The organism is Delftia sp. DT-2, from assembly GCF_028401915.1.
Classification (GTDB): Bacteria; Pseudomonadota; Gammaproteobacteria; order Burkholderiales; family Burkholderiaceae_C; genus Comamonas; species Comamonas tsuruhatensis.
In genome coordinates, this window is the sequence record NZ_JAQOTI010000009.1 from 20,005 (window position 1) to 37,914 (window position 17,910).

At 67.7% G+C, this 17,910-nt stretch carries 20 protein-coding genes; 14 read left to right on the top strand and 6 right to left on the bottom strand.

All coding sequences use genetic code 11. The features are described from left to right. Positions 1-84: 84 nt before the first annotated feature. Positions 85-930, top strand: a complete 846-nt coding sequence (locus tag PO605_RS17155; protein ID WP_016448717.1) for a MurR/RpiR family transcriptional regulator — start codon at positions 85-87, stop codon at positions 928-930. A 27-nt stretch (positions 931-957) separates the two neighbouring features. On the opposite strand, the gene fabF is transcribed toward PO605_RS17155, so the two are convergent. Next, complete coding sequence (gene fabF / locus PO605_RS17160) at positions 958-2,244, bottom strand: beta-ketoacyl-ACP synthase II (protein WP_047218864.1); 1,287 nt, start codon at positions 2,242-2,244, stop codon at positions 958-960. A 205-nt stretch (positions 2,245-2,449) separates the two neighbouring features. On the opposite strand from fabF, the gene PO605_RS17165 reads away from it, so the two are divergent. Beyond that, positions 2,450-3,052 (top strand): TetR/AcrR family transcriptional regulator, encoded by a 603-nt coding sequence (locus PO605_RS17165; RefSeq protein ID WP_272206665.1) that lies wholly within the window; start codon positions 2,450-2,452, stop codon positions 3,050-3,052. 15 nt (positions 3,053-3,067) lie between these two features. Here the strand turns inward: PO605_RS17165 and PO605_RS17170 are convergent, their stop codons facing one another. The 3 genes from PO605_RS17170 to PO605_RS17180 form a co-directional block, all read right to left on the bottom strand. Next, positions 3,068-4,294, bottom strand: coding sequence for a M20 aminoacylase family protein (locus PO605_RS17170; RefSeq protein WP_047472722.1), 1,227 nt, complete (start codon positions 4,292-4,294; stop codon positions 3,068-3,070). A gap of 134 nt (positions 4,295-4,428) precedes the next feature. Beyond that, the gene (locus tag PO605_RS17175; RefSeq protein WP_016448721.1) at positions 4,429-5,577 is read right to left on the bottom strand and encodes a porin; all 1,149 of its coding nucleotides are present in this window, start codon (positions 5,575-5,577) and stop codon (positions 4,429-4,431) included. 182 nt (positions 5,578-5,759) lie between these two features. Then, a complete protein-coding gene (locus tag PO605_RS17180) occupies positions 5,760-6,815 on the bottom strand; it encodes a porin (RefSeq protein ID WP_047326424.1) in 1,056 nt (351 codons plus the stop codon). 331 nt (positions 6,816-7,146) lie between these two features. Between PO605_RS17180 and coq7 the strand changes: the two genes are divergently transcribed. After that, on the top strand, positions 7,147-7,764 hold the full coding sequence (coq7, locus tag PO605_RS17185; RefSeq protein ID WP_016448723.1) for a 2-polyprenyl-3-methyl-6-methoxy-1,4-benzoquinone monooxygenase: 618 nt from the start codon (positions 7,147-7,149) through the stop codon (positions 7,762-7,764). Between the two features lie 118 nt (positions 7,765-7,882). Here the strand turns inward: coq7 and PO605_RS17190 are convergent, their stop codons facing one another. Then, a complete protein-coding gene (locus PO605_RS17190) occupies positions 7,883-8,335 on the bottom strand; it encodes an OsmC family protein (RefSeq protein ID WP_016448724.1) in 453 nt (150 codons plus the stop codon). A 366-nt stretch (positions 8,336-8,701) separates the two neighbouring features. Here PO605_RS17190 and ilvA point away from each other — a divergent pair, with 366 nt between their 5' ends. Genes ilvA through PO605_RS17205 form a run of 3 tightly spaced genes read left to right on the top strand, consistent with a single transcriptional unit; the run spans position 8,702 to position 11,680 of the window. Further along, positions 8,702-10,255, top strand: coding sequence for a threonine ammonia-lyase, biosynthetic (gene ilvA / locus PO605_RS17195; RefSeq protein ID WP_017404585.1), 1,554 nt, complete (start codon positions 8,702-8,704; stop codon positions 10,253-10,255). Positions 10,256-10,277: 22 nt separating this feature from the next. After that, positions 10,278-11,090, top strand: a complete 813-nt coding sequence (locus tag PO605_RS17200) for an adenosylcobinamide-GDP ribazoletransferase (protein ID WP_272206666.1) — start codon at positions 10,278-10,280, stop codon at positions 11,088-11,090. Continuing rightward, the gene (locus PO605_RS17205) at positions 11,087-11,680 is read left to right on the top strand and encodes a histidine phosphatase family protein (protein WP_047467935.1); all 594 of its coding nucleotides are present in this window, start codon (positions 11,087-11,089) and stop codon (positions 11,678-11,680) included. Before PO605_RS17200 ends, PO605_RS17205 begins: the two co-directional genes overlap by 4 nt. Positions 11,681-11,686: 6 nt before the next feature. Here PO605_RS17205 and PO605_RS17210 read toward each other — a convergent pair whose 3' ends face one another. After that, positions 11,687-12,160, bottom strand: a complete 474-nt coding sequence (locus tag PO605_RS17210) for a type II secretion system protein N (protein ID WP_016448728.1) — start codon at positions 12,158-12,160, stop codon at positions 11,687-11,689. Positions 12,161-12,182: 22 nt separating this feature from the next. On the opposite strand from PO605_RS17210, the gene gspG reads away from it, so the two are divergent. From gspG to gspN, 8 genes are all read left to right on the top strand, one after another. After that, positions 12,183-12,659, top strand: coding sequence for a type II secretion system major pseudopilin GspG (gspG, locus tag PO605_RS17215; RefSeq protein WP_016448729.1), 477 nt, complete (start codon positions 12,183-12,185; stop codon positions 12,657-12,659). Positions 12,660-12,741: 82 nt separating this feature from the next. Then, positions 12,742-13,197, top strand: coding sequence for a GspH/FimT family pseudopilin (locus PO605_RS17220; protein WP_047467942.1), 456 nt, complete (start codon positions 12,742-12,744; stop codon positions 13,195-13,197). After that, the gene (gspI, locus tag PO605_RS17225) at positions 13,194-13,592 is read left to right on the top strand and encodes a type II secretion system minor pseudopilin GspI (RefSeq protein ID WP_016448731.1); all 399 of its coding nucleotides are present in this window, start codon (positions 13,194-13,196) and stop codon (positions 13,590-13,592) included. Before PO605_RS17220 ends, gspI begins: the two co-directional genes overlap by 4 nt. Continuing rightward, positions 13,593-14,300: a prepilin-type N-terminal cleavage/methylation domain-containing protein gene (locus PO605_RS17230; RefSeq protein ID WP_043790035.1), complete on the top strand. Its 708-nt coding sequence runs from the start codon at positions 13,593-13,595 to the stop codon at positions 14,298-14,300. It begins immediately after the preceding gene. Then, entirely contained in the window at positions 14,297-15,274 is a 978-nt protein-coding gene (gspK, locus tag PO605_RS17235; protein WP_016448733.1) for a type II secretion system minor pseudopilin GspK, read from the top strand. The genes PO605_RS17230 and gspK overlap by 4 nt, the downstream gene beginning before the upstream one ends. A gap of 44 nt (positions 15,275-15,318) precedes the next feature. Continuing rightward, entirely contained in the window at positions 15,319-16,563 is a 1,245-nt protein-coding gene (gspL, locus tag PO605_RS17240; RefSeq protein WP_272206667.1) for a type II secretion system protein GspL, read from the top strand. Next, positions 16,560-17,102 (top strand): type II secretion system protein GspM, encoded by a 543-nt coding sequence (gene gspM / locus PO605_RS17245; RefSeq protein WP_016448735.1) that lies wholly within the window; start codon positions 16,560-16,562, stop codon positions 17,100-17,102. The genes gspL and gspM overlap by 4 nt, the downstream gene beginning before the upstream one ends. 2 nt (positions 17,103-17,104) lie before the next feature. Next, positions 17,105-17,908, top strand: a complete 804-nt coding sequence (gene gspN / locus PO605_RS17250; protein ID WP_046988431.1) for a type II secretion system protein N — start codon at positions 17,105-17,107, stop codon at positions 17,906-17,908. Positions 17,909-17,910: the final 2 nt, after the last annotated feature.

Below are 17,910 nucleotides of genomic sequence, written 5' to 3' on the forward strand. Positions count from 1 at the left end.
GAGGCTGCAGCTCATGCAAAATGCGCGCTGGACCTGCCTTGCGGCAACCGCCCCCTTCACCCACAGAACACCGCCCACCGCCTAATGCTGGACCGCATCACCGCCTCGCTGCCCTCGCTTGCTCCCGCCGAACAACGCGTGGCCCGCCTGGTGCTGGCCGATCCACGGGCCTTCGCACGGCAGCCGGTGCGCGAACTGGCCGAGCGAGCCCATGTCAGCAAGCCGACGGTGGTGCGTTTTTGCCGCAGCATGGGCTACGACGGCCTGGCCGACTTCAAGCTCAAGCTGGCCGGCAGCGTCAGCGAGGGTGTGCCCTTCATCCACCGCAGCGTGGACACCGACGACAAGACCAGCGACGTGATGGTCAAGGTGGTGGACAACGCCGTGGCCGCCTTCCTGCAATACCGCAATGCCGCCAGCACCACGGCCATAGAGCAGGCGGCGCAGGCCATCGCCTCGACCTGGCAGACAGGCCGGCGCATCGAGTTCTACGGGGCAGGCAACTCGGGCATCGTGGCGCAGGACGCGCAGCACAAGTTCTTTCGCCTGGGCGTGACCAGCCTGGCCACCAGCGACGGCCACATGCAGGTGATGAGCGCCACCCTGCTGGGACCCGGCGACTGCGCGGTGATCATCTCCAACTCGGGCCGCACGCGCGACCTGATGGACGCCGCCGACATCGCGCGCAAGAACGGCGCCACCACGATTGCCATCACCGCCAGCGGCTCGCCCCTGGCCTCGGCCTGCCACATCCATCTGGCCGCCGACCATCCCGAGGGCTACGACCGCTACAGCCCCATGGTGTCGCGCCTGCTGCACCTGCTGGTCATCGACGTGCTGGCCACCTGTGTGGCGCTGCGCATCGGCCCGGCCCTGCAGCCTGCGCTGGAGCAGATGAAGAACAACCTGCGGGCCAAGCGCTACACGTAGCACCAACCCCAGGCCCACCCGCCTCGTTCAGCCCTGCCAGCGCCTGAGCACCAGCGAGGCGTTGACGCCACCAAAGCCGAAACCGTTGACCAGGGCATGCTCCATGGCCCAGGGCCTGGCCGCGCCGGCGATCAGGTCCAGCCCCTGGGCCAGGGGATCGGGCTCCACGAGATTGCGCGTGGCCGGCGCCATCTGGTCGCGTAGCGCCAGCACCGTGAAGATGGCCGCCACCGCGCCCGCCGCGCCCAGCAGATGGCCCGTGGCCGACTTGGTGGAGCTGATCGCCACGCCGCTGCCCTCGCCAAACAGGGAGCGCATGGCCGCCAGCTCGCCCCGGTCGCCCACGGGCGTGGAGGTGGCGTGGGCATTGAGGTACTGCAACTGATCCGGCGACAGCCCGGCCATGGCCAGCGCCTGTGCCATGCTGCGGCGCGCGCCGTCGCCATCTTCCGGGCCCGAGGTGATGTGATAGGCATCGGCACTGGTGCCGTAGCCCACCACTTCGGCCAGCGGCACGGCGCCACGCGCCAGGGCGTGGTCCAGTCCCTCCAGCACCAGGGCGCCCGCGCCCTCGCCCATGACAAAGCCGTCGCGGCCCGCGTCGAAGGGGCGTGAGGCCTCTTCGGGCCGGTCGTTGTATCCCGTGGAAAGGGCCTTGGCCGCCGCGAACGCGCCCAGGCTCACGCGGTCGATGGCCGCCTCGGCGCCGCCGCACAGCGCCACATCGGCCTCGCCCGAACGGATCATGCGCAGGCCGTCGCCCAGGGCCTGCACGCTGGCTGCGCAGGCGGTGACGGGGGCTCCCAGCGGTCCCTTGAGCCCATGGCGTATCGACACATGCCCGGCCGCGAGATTGACCAGGAAAGACGGTACGGTGAAGGGCGACAGGCGCGACACCCCCCGGCTGTCCGTGGTGCGCACGGCCTGGGCAATGGCGCCAAAGCCGCCGATGCCCGAGCCAATGATGCAGGCCGTGCGCGTGCGCTCCTGCTCGCTGGCCGGCTGCCAGCCGGCCTGGGCCAGGGCCTGGTCCGAAGCGTCCAGTGCCAGCGGAATGAAGCGGTCCATCTTGCGCTGGTCCTTGGGCGAGACCACGGCATCGATGTCCCAGCCGCCTTCCGGGTCCCGGGCCAGGTCGGGCACCTGGCCTGCCACCTGGCCCGGCACATCGGGCGCCAGATCCTCGGGCAGCCGGCTCAGGCCCGATGCGCCGGACAGCAGCCGCCGCCAGGCCAATTCAGTGCCCCGACCCAGCGGCGAGACCATGCCCATGCCCGTGATGACCACGCGGCGTGCGAGAGGACCCGTGCTCATGAACGCTCCCTGATGGACCATGCAGAGACTGCAGCGCGCACGGGGCACAGGCTGCTCGGGATTGAAGAGGCGTTCATCGGTTCTTCCCTGTAGAGTGCACAGCCCCTGCCGCAGATGGTGAGCATTGCCTGCAGGCACGGACTTATGATGATGGCCGTCATCATAAACGCATTTTGATGACAACCATAATCATTGGACAGTGCACATGAAAGTCACGAAAGCCCAGGCCGCGCAGAACCGGCAGGACATCCTCGAAGCCGCCGCACGGCTGTACCGCGAGCACGGGCTGGACGGCGTCGGCGTGGCCGAGGTGACGCGCGGCGCGGGGCTCACGCACGGCGGGCTCTATCGCCACTTCGAATCCAAGGATGCGCTGGTGCGCGAGGCCTGCGCACGCGCCTTCGACTGGTCCATCGCGCCGCTGGACGGCCTGCAGGGTGTACAGGCCGGCAGCCTTGCCGCGCGCGTGCAGTCCTATCTGTCGCCGCAGCACCGCGACAGCCCCGGCGAGGGCTGCCCCGCTGCGGCGCTGGCCGTGGACGTGGCTCGGGCAGGTGGTGATCTTTCAGCGGTGTTCGCCGAAGGGGTGGAACGCAACATCGGCAGGTTTGCGCGCGTGATCGGCACACTTGGCGACGATCAGGCACCCGATGCCGCACAGCGCGCCCAGGCCATGGCCATGCTCAGCAGCATGGTGGGCGCCCTGGTCCTGGCACGTGCCACGGTCGCCGCCAATCCAGCCTTGTCCGACGAGATCCTGGAAACGGTAAAGGCCCACCTTCTTGCGACCGAGGGACCGCCCCGCTGACCGGCTCCGCCTGCGCTATACGTCCTGCGAAGGCAGCGGCATGGCCTGCTCGATCAGGCTGGCGTGCAGGGCAGCGCCCAGCGGCAGCACCTCGTCGTTGAAGTCATACCGGCTGCTGTGCAGCGGCACCCCGGGCTGGGCGCCCGTGGATTGCCCCAGGCGCAGGTAGGCGCCGGGTTTGTGCTGCAGCATGAAGGAAAAATCCTCCGCGCCCATGCTGGGCTCCAGCTGCCGGTCCAGGTTCTCCACGCCCACCAGCGCCTGGGCCACGTCGGCCGCAAAGGCGGCCTCCGTGGGGGAATTGATGGTGGCGGGATAGATGCGCTCGTAGTTGACCTTGGCCGTCGCACCCAGCCCCAGCGCCACCGCGCTGCACAACTCCTGCAGGCGCTGCTCGACACGGTCCTGCACGGCGGGATCGAAGGTCCGCACGGTTCCCACCAGCGTTGCCGTGCCCGGCATCACGCTGAAGGCGCCCAGGTCCCCGGCCTGCACGGCACACAGGCTGATGACGGCACTGTCGATGGCGCGCACATTGCGCGAGACGATGCTCTGCACCGCCGTGGTGATGTGCGCGGCCGCCAGCACCACGTCCACCGTCTGGTAGGGATGGGCGCCGTGGCCGCCGCGCCCCGTGATCTCGATGGTGATGCGGTCGGCCGCCGCCATCATCGCGCCCATGTTGATACCGACGGTGCCGGCGCGCATGGCGGGCCAGTTGTGCATGGCGTACACGGACTGCATGGGAAAGCGGTCGAAAAGCCCGTCATTGATCATGGCCCGCGCGCCGCCCCGTCCTTCCTCGGCAGGCTGAAAGACCAGCACGGCCGAGCCGTCGAAACGCCGTGTCGCAGCCAGGTAGCGGGCGGCGCCCACCAGCATGGCCGTATGGCCGTCATGCCCGCAGCCGTGCATCAGCCCCTGCTTGCCCGATTTCCAGGGAAATTCGTTGTGCTCGACCATGGGCAGTGCATCCATGTCGGCACGCAGGCCCACCATCGCTCCCGAGCTATGCCCCTGGCCACGGATCACGGCCACCAGGCCCGTGGTGCCCAGGCCTTCGTGGATCTCGTCCACGCCGCATTGCCGCAAGGCCTCCTTGACGCGCGCAGCCGTGAAGCGCTCCTCGAACCCCAGCTCAGGATGCGCATGCAGCTCGCGGCGCAGCGCCGTCAGCTCGGGGTGGTACTGAGCGATCTGGGCAAAGACCCGACCGCCTGCCTTGTATCGAGTGGCTTCCATCGCCTTGGTTCTTTCGCTTCATTGGCCTGCGCATTACCTTAACGCAGGAAATCGCGCCCGCCCACCGTCAGCCCATCGACAGGAAACAAAAAGGCCTCCCGAAGGAGGCCATCCGTTGCGCAAACGCCGCGCGCTCAGAAGCGATGGCGCAGGCCGACGGTGAAGCCCGTGCGCTTGGTGGCGCCATTGGCGTCGAGCATCACGCCCGAGCCGCCACTGGTCTTGGTGTGGTCCAGGGCCACATAGGCATCCGTACGCTTGGAGAAGGCGTAGTCGAGCACCGCCACCAGGAAGTCTGCCTTGCCATTGAAATTGCCCGTGCCCGAGCCCGACTGCTTGGCATGGTAGTAATGCGCGCCCACATTGATCTGGGGCGTGATCTGGTAGCCGAAGCCCATCTTGTACATCTGGCGCTTGTTGGCGTCGCCGGCCACGAAGCCGCCGTTGGACGAACCCGTCCAGAAGGAGTTGAGGATGGCCTGGTCGAATCCACCGCCTGCGGTTGCCGCCGGGAATGCGTCCTTGCGCTTGTTCAGGCCGTAGCCCAGGTTGACGTACCAGGGACCCACGCGGTAGGAGCCGCCCAGGGTATAGGCATCGACCTTGGTGCCGGCCGGCAGCGTCGTGCCCAGGTAGCCGGCGCCTGCGGAAATGCCGCTTTGCGAGTAGCGCAGATAGCCGCCGGCCGTCTTGATGGCGCCACCGGGCACCACGCCAGTGCCGACCTTGTCGAAGGTGTTGTTCTCGTCGAACGAATACTGCAATGCGCCGCGCACGGGGCCGAACTCGGCCAGGTACTTGACCATGTTGCTGGCGCGCGCGCCCATGGACATGCCGATTTCAGGCTTGTAGGCCTCCATGTACGGCGAATACGGGAAGGAGGCATAGGTGGACGTCACCAGATCGAACAGCATGTTGTACTGGCGACCCAGGGTGATCTGGCCGAAGCTCTTGCTGCGCAGGCCCACCCAGGATTGCTGGAAGTAGCTTGCCGCAGCCTGCTCGCCGGTGTCGGTGAGGAAACGGGCTTCCAGGTTGGCAATGGCTGCCAGACCGCCGCCCAGGTCCTCGGTGATGTTGATGCCCCAGCGGCTTTGCGACATGCCGCCGCCGATCATCTGGGTCTTGCCGCTCTTGGTCGGGCCTTCATTGGTGGTGTGGCGCACGCCGGCATCGACGATGCCGTACAGCTGTACGCTGCTTTGCTGGGCGAATGCTGCCAAGGGTGCCGTTGCTGCCAACACCGCCAGTGCCACGCTCTTTTTCACGAATGAAGAATTCATTGTGTTGTCTCTCTCTTGTTAACGATTGGTTGGTGGAAATTTCATTCTAGAAACGCTTTTCCCGCCTCGTCACCGTTGGCACAAGCACAACACAGGTCTTTCCCTAGCACAAAACAAAAGAGCCAGTCCGAAGACTGGCTCTTTTTTGCTTCAAATGGCAACTGGCTTACGCCAGCCGTTCATTAGAAAGCGTGGCGGATACCGACTTGCACGCCAGTCTGGCTTTCGCCAGCTTGCACGCCACCAGCGTACACGCCCTTGGCTTGCAGGCCCAGGGTCGAAGCATCCTTGTTCTTCAGGAATGCCAGGTTGCCGTACAGAGCGGTGCGCTTGGACAGGTTGTGCACGTAGCCCAGAGTGATCTGGTGAGCCTTGGAGTCGATGGCCTTCTGGTCGTACAGAGCGTACTGCAGCTTGACTTCGCCCACGCCGCCCACGGGAGCCGAAGCGCCCAGCATGTAGGAGTTGGTCTTGATGTCGCCGCCGATGTCGCGCTTGAACTTGGTCTGTTGCAGCAGGCCGCTCAGCTTGGCAACGCCGAAGTTGTACGAAGCACCCAGGGTGATTTCGTCACGGTCGGTAGCCAGGCCGCCAACGGCAGTCTTTTGCTGGGCAACGCCCAGGCTGGCGCTCAGGGGGCCGTTGTCGTATGCAACGTAACCGCCGATGTAACGGCCGACGCTGTCAGCAGTACCGATGGTTTGCTTTTCGTCGAAAGCGTAGCCAAAGCCGGCGTTGAAACCGCCGAAGTTGGGGGTGTAGTACGAGATCAGGTTGTTAGCGCGGATGCCGTTGTCGTCGGCGCCTTGGCCAGCAGCCCAGTTACGGAAGCCCATGAACTGGCCGATACCGGTGGCGCTGAACAGGTCGTAGGAGGTCAGCTTTTGGAAGGTCGGAACTTGGTCACGGCCCAGGCGCACTTCACCGAAGTTGCCCGACAGGCTCACGGTGGAACGACGCTTGAAGTTGAAGCCGCTGGCGTTGCCATCGTCACCGAAGATTTCGCCTTCCAGCCAGAAGCCAGCCTTCAGACCACCACCCAGGTCTTCCGTGCCGCGCAGGCCCAGACGGCTCGTGGAAGCGCCGCTGGTGCCCAGACCATAACGGCTGTCGCCAGCTGCGTCCTTGTTCACGTAGGCAACGTTGGTGTCCACGATACCGAACAGGGTCACGGAGGATTGAGCCATTGCGGCGCCGGAAGCAGCCAGCACTGCCAGGGCAATCAGAGATTTTTTCATTACGAGTTACTCCAAGGTTTAGAAGGGCGCCGGTCGTGAGGAAGAGAGGCTTGGCCTGAGGCTCCACCGGTTTCCCGCGCCAACCTCCTGGTGGGGAAGTTAGGGCCTATTGCACCAGACCGCCGCTGCCCATGCAAAGAAATTCACCCACAAACGGGCTTGAACCCCCGTTTTTCGTTGCACTGCCGCAACAAACCTGCAGACCAACACAATCAGGCCCAACCCGAACATCGCGCCGGCCTTGTTGCGCTTGCACAAAGAGAGGGCATGTCGTCCTGGTGTACCGTTCAGACCCTGAATTTGCCAAGATTTTCCGCTCTAGGGACCGCCCATGGACAAGATACTGACTGCCGCCGATGCGGCGCTTCGCACCCTGTTTGCACAGCCTTCCGCGGCCGAGCGCTCGCCCGCCACCGGCATCGCGGAAGGTGAGCTGACCGAGGCACAGCGCCGCCTGTCGGGCGCCTTGATGCGCGTCAATCATGTCGGAGAGGTCTGCGCCCAGGCGCTGTACAACGCCCAGGCCATGGTGACGCGCGACATGGTGCTGCGCGAGCATCTGCTGGAGGCAGCCCGCGAGGAAACCGACCATCTGGCATGGACCCGCGACCGCCTCAACGCCCTGGGCGACCGACCCAGCCTGCTGAACCCGCTGTGGTTCGCCGGGGCATTCGCCATCGGCGTGGTGGCCGCCAAGATCAGTGACGCCGCCAGCCTGGGCTTCGTGGTGGAGACCGAGGAGCAGGTTTCCGCCCACCTGGAATCCCATCTGGGCCGTCTGCCCGAGGAGGACCGCCCTTCGCTGGCCGTGGTGGCCCGCATGAAGGACGATGAGGAGCGCCATGCCGCCGCTGCGCGTGAAGCCGGCGCACTGGAGCTGCCGCCGCCCGCCCGCGCCTTGATGCGCCTGGCCGCCAAGGTCATGACGACGACCGCTCACCGCATCTGAGATCCGAAGCTTCTGAAACGACGGGAGCTGCATCCAGCCAAAAAAGAAGCGGGCCCGGCCCGCTTTCTTCATTCTTGCCGAGTCCCTGCCGAGGCACGGACCCAAGCCCCCAGACACATCAGGCCTCGACGATGTCGAACCCCGTGGTGATCTCGGCCGTCTTGCCCAGCATGATGGTGGCCGAGCAGTATTTGTCGTGGCTCATGGCAATGGCCCGCTCCACCGCGCCCGCTGGCAGGCCGGTGCCGCTGACGGTGAACTGCATGTGGATCTTGGTGAACACCTTGGGGTCGGTGTCCGCGCGCTCCGAAGTGAGCTTGACGCTGCAGCCTTTGACCGCGTGCCTGCCGCGCTTGAGGATCAGCACCACGTCGTAGGCCGTGCAGCCGCCTGCGCCTGCCAGCAGCATTTCCATGGGGCGGGGTGCCTGGTTCTGGCCTCCATTGGCAGGATTGGCCGCATCCGGCGCCCCGTCCATATTGACCACATGGCCGCTGCCCGTTTCCGCCACGAAGCCCATGCCCGAGCGCATGCCGGTCGTGCCGCCTGTCCAACTCACTGTGCATTCCATTGTTGCGTCCTCAAAAAACTGTTGCTATTTTGCATCAACTACACAAAAACCCTGATTTTGTTGCAACGCAGCACCTGCCGTGCATACAATGCACCCAAGCGTTATCTGAAGGGTTAACCCGGACAGCCCTCCAGATGGACTGCAGATTGTGAACCAACTTCACTCTGCATCGCACCAGTTGTCTCCTCCACCTCCTCTATTGGTGGATTCAGCCCCCGGCTTTACAGCCTGGGGCTTTTTTTTGCCTTTGTCGTCCCTGGCCCAGCCTGGACGCTGCACTGCAGCATGAGTCACAAGCGCCTATGATGGCCGCCTGACACCGACGGGCCGCCTCCCGGCCTGCTGCTCTCCAGCCTTTCGCCGACGATGAACCACCCCCTGACCCCTGCCGACTACCTGACCAAGATCCTTACCGCGCGCGTATACGACGTGGCCGTGGAGTCGGACCTGGAGCCCGCCAAGGCGCTGAGCCGCCGCCTGCACAACAAGGTGCTGCTCAAGCGCGAGGACCAGCAGCCGGTGTTCAGTTTCAAGCTGCGAGGCGCCTACAACAAGATGGCACACCTGTCCGCCGAGCAGCTGGAAAAGGGCGTGATCTGCGCCTCGGCCGGCAACCATGCGCAAGGCGTGGCGCTGGGCGCACGCAAGCTCGGTTGCCGCGCCGTGATCGTGATGCCCACCACCACGCCGCAGGTCAAGATCGATGCGGTGCAGGCGCTGGGCGGCGAGGTGGAACTGGCCGGGGAAAGCTATTCCGACGCCTACAAGCACGCCGTCAGGCTGCAAAAGGAAAAGGGCCTGACCTTTGTGCACCCCTTCGACGATCCCTATGTGATCGCCGGCCAGGGCACGATTGCCATGGAAATGCTGAGCCAGCTGCAAAAGCTGGGCAGCCCGCGCCTGGATGCCGTATTTGTCGCCATCGGCGGCGGCGGCCTGATCTCGGGCGTGGCCAACTACATCAAGGCCGTGCGCCCCGACGTGAAGGTGATCGGCGTGCACACCAAGGATTCGGACGCCATGCTGCAGTCCGTGCGCGCTGGCCACCGCGTGGAGCTGGCCGACGTGGGCCTGTTCGCCGACGGCACGGCCGTCAAGCTGGTGGGCGAGGAGACCTTCCGCATCGCCCAGGGCCTGGTGGACGACTACGTGGTGGTCGATACCGATGCCGTCTGCGCCGCGATCAAGGACATCTTCGTGGACACGCGCTCCATCGTCGAGCCCTCCGGCGCCCTGGCCGTGGCGGCGATCAAGCAGTACGTCGCGAAGAACAAGACCAGGGGCGAGACCTATGCCGCCATCCTGTGCGGCGCCAACATGAACTTCGACCGGCTGCGCTTCGTGGCCGAGCGTGCCGAGGTGGGCGAGGAGCGCGAGGCGCTTTTTGCCGTGACCATCCCCGAGGAACGCGGCAGCTTCAAGCGCTTTTGCGAAGTCGTGGGCAAGCTGCCTGGCGGCCCGCGCAACGTGACCGAGTTCAACTACCGCATCAGCCACGAGAACAAGGCCCATGTCTTCGTGGGCCTGACCACGGCAGCGCGCGGCGAGTCCGAGAAGATCGCCAGGAACTTCGAGAAGCAGGGCTTCGAGGCGCTGGACCTGACCTTCGACGACATGGCCAAGGAGCATCTGCGCCACATGGTCGGCGGCCATTCGCCGCTGGCGCAGGAAGAGCGCCTGCTGCGCTTCGTCTTCCCCGAGCGCCCCGGCGCACTGTTCAAGTTCCTCAGCCTGATGGCGCCGACCTGGAACATCTCGCTGTTCCACTACCGCAACCAGGGTGCGGACTACGGCCGCATCCTGGTCGGCATGCAGGTGCCCGCCAAGGATGGCAAGAAATTCGACGCCTTCCTGAGCAATCTTGGCTACCCCTGGGTCGAGGAAACCGGCAACCCTGCCTACCAGCTCTTCCTGAAGTAGGCCCCGCCTCGGCTGTCCAGACATGCAGCCCATACGCCATTTCCTGCTGGCCCTGCAGTTCTTCAGCCGCATTCCGGTCACCGGGCGGCTTGCGGCCTGGGCCGGCTGGAGTCCGGCAATGCAGCACGCCAGCGTGGCCCATCTGCCGGGCGTGGGCTGGCTGGTCGGCGCCTGGGGCGCGGCGTGGCTGCTGGCCGCAGGCTGGCTGCTGGCACCCAGCCCCTGGATGCCTCTGGTGGCTGCCGTGCTGTCCACCATTGCCACGCTATGGATGACAGGGGGCTTGCACGAGGATGGATTGGCCGACGTGGCCGACGGCCTGGGCGGCTTTGTCCCGCCCGAGCGCGCGCTGGAAATCATGAAGGATTCGCGCCTGGGAGCCTACGGCGCCATGGCCCTGGTGATGGCACTGCTGGCCAAGCTATCCCTGGTCGCGCTGCTGGTCGACATCCACGTGCAATGGGCGGCCTTGCTGCTGTGCAGCATCCATGTGCTGTCGCGCATGGCGCCGCTGGCCCTCATGCAATGCCTTCCCTATGTGGGCCAGGCCGCCCACTCCAAGGCCTTGCACGCCGCGGGTCGGCCATTGGCTGCCAGGGGCCTGGTCGCGGCAATCCTCTGGTGCCTGCCCGCCCTGGCGCTGCCGGCGTGGCTGGCGGGCCTGCCGCTCGTCATCGGCCTGGTCCTGCCCGGCGCCATGGTCACGGCCGCCATGGTGCGCTGGCTGCGCCGTCGCCTGGGCGGCATGACGGGCGATTGCCTGGGCGCCGCCCAGCAGGTCTGTGAACTGGCCATGCTGCTGGGCGCCGCCGCTGTGCTGATGCGCATGCAATGAACGCTCTCCCAACGCCGCGCCTTTGGCTGGTACGCCATGCCCGCCCCCTGGTGGAGCCCGGCATCTGCTATGGCCGGCTCGACATGGAGGCCGACGCCCAGGCCACGGCCGATGCGGCGCAGGCCCTGCACCTCGCCCTGCCTGCGGATTGTCTGCTGGCGCATTCGCCACTGCGCCGATGCCATCAATTGGCACAGGCCCTGCAGGCATTGCGGCCCGGCCTGGCATCGGCGGCGGACAGCCGCCTGCTGGAGATGGACTTCGGCGATTGGGAAGGCCAGCCATGGGATGCGCTGGACCGCAGCGCCATCGATGCCTGGGCGGCAGACCTTGCCGGGCACGCGCCGGGCCGGGGAGAGTCCCTGGCCGCCATGCTGCGCAGGGTGGACGAGGCCTTGCAGCAGGCAAGGATGTACTCGAAGGACGACGGCGCCGGGCGCGACATCGTCTGGATCACCCATGCCGGCGTGGCGCGCTGCGTGCAATGGCTGATGCGTGAAGGCAACGCCCTGCCTCAGGCGGCCCAGTGGACGCTGCCGGCGCCTGACTTTGGCGGCTGGCTGGTATTGGAACTGCAGCCGCCGCATTGACCGGACTCAGCGCTTGTCGGGCAGGGACAGCTGCAGCGTGATGGAGGCGGGGCCATCGACGCTGGGGCCCAGGCGCGCCTCGCGGCCCGAGACCGACTGCAGCACCACGCCCTCTTCCACGGCACGCCCCACGCGAAACGGCTTGGCCGGCTGGTTGCCCACGGCGATGACCGCCGCGCCGCCGCCGCTGTCGCGACCGGCCAGCACACCCACCAGCGCATAGCGCGAGACCACAGGCGCCGCGACGGGCACAGCAACACCCTGAGCAGCGGCCACGCCCCCCAGGGCCTGCGCCAGCGCGGGTGCATCGACCTGCAGTGCCTCGGGGGGAGCCGGTGGCACGGGCGCCCCCGCGCCGCCATTGCCCAGGCGCATGGCCCAGAAAGCCACGATGCCGGCCGCCAGCAGCCAGAGCACGAATGTGGCCGCCTTGACGTGCCAGGTCCGGGCCTGGCCCCGGTTCAATGAAAGTGTCACCATCGCGCGATTATGATGGAGCGATATGTCCAATTTGCTGCACCGTTCCATGACCAGCCTTCCCCGCCGTCCGCTGCCTGCCCTGCGCACCGCCGTCCAGCGCGGCTTCACGCTGATCGAGCTGATGGTGGTCCTGGTCATCATCGGCGTGCTGGCGGCCCTGATCGTGCCCAACGTGCTGGACCGCGCCGACGATGCCCGCGTCACGGCTGCACGCACCGACATCACCAACATCTCCCAGGCGCTCAAGCTCTACCGCCTCGACAACCAGCGCTATCCCACGGCCGAGCAGGGCCTGCAGGCCCTGATCATCCGTCCCACGAGCGGACCGCTGCCCAACAACTGGAAGCCCTACCTGGAAAAGCTGCCCAACGATCCCTGGGGCCGCCCGTACCAGTACCTGAATCCGGGCATCAAGGGCCCCATCGACATCATGTCCTTCGGTGCCGACGGCCAGGCCGGCGGAGAGGGCAAGGATGCCGACATCGGCAGCTGGCAGTAAGTCGATGGCCCGGGCGATGGCCCGCAAGCGCCGCGCTGCACCGCACCACAGGCCCGCACTCCCGGCGGGCCTGCCTGCTCTCATGCCCCGCCAGACGGTTGCGCCCACCCTGACCATTCCTTCGCGCGGCTTCACCCTGCTGGAACTGCTGGTGGTCATCAGCATCATGGCGATTGCCGCTGCCGGCGCAAGCCTGTCTCTGCGCAACAGCGGGCAGGCCCAGCTGGAACGCGAGGCCGAGCGCCTGGCCGCACTGCTGGAATCGGCCCGCGCACAGGCACGAGCCAACGGCGTGCCCGTGCGCTGGCGGCCCATGCCGCAGGGCTTTCGCTTCGAGGGCCTGCCGGCCAGCGCGCAATTGCCTTCGCAATGGCTGCAGCCCGGGGTGCAGGCACAGCCGGCGACGCCGCTGATCCTCGGCCCCGAGCCACTGATTCCTCCCCAGTCCGTCACGCTGACGCTGCGCGACTCCAACAGCCCGCCGCTGCGCGTGGCCACGGATGGACTGCGGCCCTTTGCCGTGCAATCCCTGCCATGACAGGCATCCACGGACCACGCCGCAGGCACGGCGCGCCAAGGCGCCTGCCGCACGGCTTCACGCTGATCGAGGTCCTGGTGGCCCTGGGCATCGTGGGCATTGCACTGATGGCAGGCCTGCAGGCCACATCGGCCCTGACTCGCAATGCCGAGCGCCAGTCCGAGGTGCTGCTGGCCCAGCTGTGCGCGCAAAACGAACTGGTGCGCCTGCGCCTGTCGCGCCAGATGCCGCCCGTGGGCGACAACAGCTTCACTTGCGAGCAGGGCAGCCGGCAGCTGCAGGTCCAGCTCAGCGTGCGCCCCACGCCCAACCCCAGCTTCCGCCGCGTGGATGCCCTGGTCGTCACGGCCGAGCATCCGGTGCTGCGGGTATCGACCATCGTGGGCCGCTTCTAGATGCGTTTGCGCCCTTTCTCCCGCGCGCAAGGCTTCACCCTGGTGGAGCTGATGGTGGCCATCGCCGTCATGGCCCTGCTGGCCCTGGTGAGCTGGCGCGGACTGGACAGCATGGTGCGCTCGCAGGAGACCATTCGCGCGCGCAACGAGCAGCAGATCGTGCTGCAGACCGTGATCGCCCAGTGGAATGCCGACCTCGAAGCACTGATGCCGCTGGAGCACGCCCAGGTCATCGACTGGGATGGCCAGGTGCTGCGCATGACCCGCAAGAGCAGTGCCGCCGTGGACGATGGCGCCGTGGTCGTGGCCTGGGCCCGCCGCCAGACAGCCGGACGCGACCAGTGGCTGCGCTGGCAGTCGCCACCGCTGCGCACGCGCGCCCAGTGGCGCGAGGCCTGGAACCAGGGGGCGCAATGGGGACGCAATCCTTCGGACGACCAGCGCCGCCGCGAAACCGTGCTGCTGCCCCTGGACCAGTGGCGCCTGTACTACTACCGTGACAACGCCTGGAGCAACCCGCAGTCCAGCGGCTCGGACAACGGCACGGGCACGCCCAATCCACCATCCGGCGGCACCAACAGCAGCGCACAGCTGCCCGCGATTCCTGACGGCATACGCGTCGAACTGACCCTGCCGCCCGACAGCGCCGTCCCCGGCCGCGTCACCATGGACTGGGTCAACCCCCTGCGATCCAACAGCCGATCATGATGCGCGCACCCCGCACCCTGCCCGTCCGCCGCCGCCATCGCGGCGTGGCCCTGCTGGCCGCCATGCTCACGGTCACGCTGGTCGCCACCTTTGCTGCCACCGCGCTGTGGCAGCAGTGGCGCAGCGTGGAGGTCGAGACCGCCGAGCGCAACCGCATGCAGGCCGCCTGGATTTTGCTGGGTGCGCTGGACTGGTCGCGCGTGGTGCTGGCCGAGGATGCGCGCACCAGCCTGCAGGTGGACCACCTGGCCGAACCCTGGGCCGTACCGCTGCAGGAGGCGCGCCTGTCCACCTTCCTGGCGGCGCAGAACAACGTCAGCCAGGTCGATGACGGCATGGCCGACATGCAGGACGCCTTTCTCTCGGGCCAGATCATCGACCTGCAGTCGCGCCTGAACCTGCGCAACCTGCTGGGCGCGCCCGACAAGCCCGAAACCCTGCGCCCGCTGGCACGCCTGCTGGAACGCCTGAACCTGCCCCCTGCCTATGCCGCCCAGATCGTCCAGGCCCTGCGCGCAGCGGCCACCGCCGGCGAGGGCGCGCAGTTCCTGATGCCGCGCACGCTGAGCCAGCTCGGCTGGCTGGGATTGCCGCCCGAGGTCGTCTCGCGCCTGGAGCCCTACATCACCCTGCTGCCCGAGAACACGCCCGTCAACCTCAACACCGCCAGCGCCGAAGTCATCTGGGCCAGCGTGGAGGACCTGACCTGGTCCCAGGCCAGCCAGTTGGTGCAGCTGCGCGCATCGCGCCCGCTGCGCAGCCTGGCCGATGCCTCCAACGCGCTGGGCCTGCCGCAGAAATTCGAGGGACAGAACCTGTCGGTCGCCACCAGCTTCTTCGAGGCGCGTGGCCGCATGCGCCTGGGCGAGATCGTGGCCAGCGAACGCTCCATGTTGCGGCGCAACAACATGACAGTCACTACCATCTGGCGCGAGAGGGGGGACTGGGGATTGCCCGAAGCTCCCGCGCCGTGACAGATGCCTGTCACACTCGGCCCCTACAATGCCCGCTTCCGTCCATGAGCACCTTGATTCTTCATCTGCCTGCGGGCCCCGCTGGCGAATACGCCTACGCACTCAGCAGCGACGGCCTGCGCGCCGACCGGCATGGCCACGCCGCAGCAGGCCTGCTGCCCGATCCTGGCCGCACCGGCCAGACGGTTGCCGTGGTGCCGCACCAGGCCTTGTCCTGGCATCTGGTCAGCCTCCCCCATGGCGTGCCTACGGGGAGCCGGCGTGGACATGTGCGCCTGCGTGCCGTGCTCGACGGGCTGCTGGAAGAGCGCCTGCTCGACGACCCCTCCCAACTGCATCTGGCGCTGCAGCCTCAGGCACGCGCGGGCGAGCCCTGCTGGGTTGCCGCCTGCGACAAGGCCTGGCTCCATGCCCATCTGCAGGCCCTGGAGACCGCAGGCCGGCCCGTGGGCCGCATCGTGCCCGAATGCCCGCCCCAGTCCACGCCCCAGCTGTGGGCCGTGGGCACACCTGAATCGGCCTGGCTGCTGGCCACCGGCCTGAGCACGGCCCCGCAAGGCATGGACTCGCTGGCCTGCCTGCCGCTGCGCACCGACAGTGCCGACCCCGCCATGCTGGCCGCCCTGCTGCAGGCCCTGCCCCCCGACACCCCGATCCAGGCGGACCCGGCGCTGGCCCGCGCCGCCGAGGCCCTGCAGCGCCCCGTCAGCCTGCTGACGGACGCCCAGCGCGGCCTGGCGGCCCGCGCACAAAACTGGGACCTGGCGCAGTTCGACCTCGACCTGGGCGGCGGCAGCCGCACCCGCCGACGCATGCTCGACGGCTGGCAGAGCTTTCTGCGCGCGCCGCAATGGAAGGCCGCGCGCTGGGGTACCGCGCTCGCACTGCTGGCCCAGGTGGTGGGCCTCAATGCCTGGGCCTGGACCGAAAACCGCGCCATCGCGGCCAAGCAGGTCCAGGTGCGCTCCACGCTGGCCACCAGCTTTCCGCGCGTTCCCGTCATCGTCGATGCGCCCGTTCAAATGCAGCGCGAAGTCGCCACGCTGCGCCAGAGCGCCGGCGCGCTGACGCAGGGCGACCTGGAACCCCTGCTGGCCGCCGCATCCCGGGCCCTGCCTGCCGGCCAGTTGCCGCAGGCCATGGACTACCAGGACCGTCAGCTGCGCCTCAAGGGCGTCTCGCTGGAGGCCGAGGCACTGGAGCAGGCACAACAACATCTGGCCGGCAGCGGCCTGCGACTGCAGCGCGACGGTGCCGACCTGCTGCTTGCCCAGGAGGCCCGGCCATGAACATGCGCGCATCCCGCCAAAGCCTGGCCCCACTGCGCGCGCGCTGGAATGCCCTGGCGCCGCGTGAACAGAACATGACGCTGCTGGCCGGTGGTGTGGTGGCACTGGCCCTGCTGTGGTGGCTGGCCCTGGCCCCCGCCCTGCACAGCCTGCGCACCGCGCCCGAACGCCATGCCCAGGCAGACCGCCAGTTGCGCCAGATGCAGCTGCTGCAGGCCGAGGCCGAGCAGCTGCGCAGCAACGCACGCCCCGTGGTCGGCGATGCCAAGGCGCTGCTGCAAAGCTCGCTGTCCGCCGAACTGGGCGCCTCCGCCCAATTGAACTGGATGGGCGACCGCGCACAGATCACGCTCAAGGCCGCGCCCGCCGCCGCGCTGGCGCGCTGGCTGGCCCAGGTCCGCAGCAACACGCACGCCGTTCCCGCCGAGATGAAGCTGGCCCGCAGTGCTTCTGCAAGCGCCGCAGGCGCTGCCGATGCCGTGCGCTGGGATGGCAGCCTGGTGCTGGACCTGCCTGTCGATCCGTCGCGGGCACCTTGAGCATGCGCCGCCAGCCCCGCTCCCAGCCTGTCCTGCGCTCACCGCGCGGGTGGGCGCTGGCAGGCGCCCTGTGCGGCCTGGTGGCCACCACCGTCGTCTGGGCACCCGCCGCCTGGCTGGCACGCGGCGTGGATTCCGCCACACAGGGCCAGGTACTGCTGCTGCAACCGCGCGGCACGCTGTGGAACGGCTCGGCCTCCCTGGCCTTCACCGGAGGCGCCGGCAGCCGCGACCGCACGGCCCTGCCCACGCGGCTGGAATGGACGCTGCGCCCGCGCCTGGACGGCGCCCGCATTCAGCTGCGCAGCGAATGCTGCACACCCACGCCCGTGGTGCTGGACCTGCTGCCGCGCTGGCAGGGTCTGAGCGCCGTGGTGCACGACAGCGACACGCGCTGGCCTGCCTCGCTGCTGTCCGGCCTGGGCACGCCCTGGAACACGGTGGACCTGCAAGGCCAGCTGCGGCTGGCCACGCAGGCCCTGCAACTGCAATTGCTGTGGCAATCGGGGCGCTGGCGCAGCGACGGCAGCACGCGGCTGGAGGCGCTGGCCGTATCCTCGCGGCTGTCCCCTCTGCGCCCGCTGGGCAGCTACCGGCTGGACATCCTCGGGGGCGACAGTCCGCAGCTGCAGCTCAGCACCCTGAACGGAGACCTGCGCCTGAGCGGCCAGGGCCAATGGGTAGGCCAGCGGCTGCACTTCCAGGGCGAGGCCTCGGCCAGCCCCGAGCGCGAAACCGCGCTGTCCAACTTGCTCAACATTCTGGGACGGCGCCAGGGGCCCCGGTCCATCATTTCCTTTGGTTGATC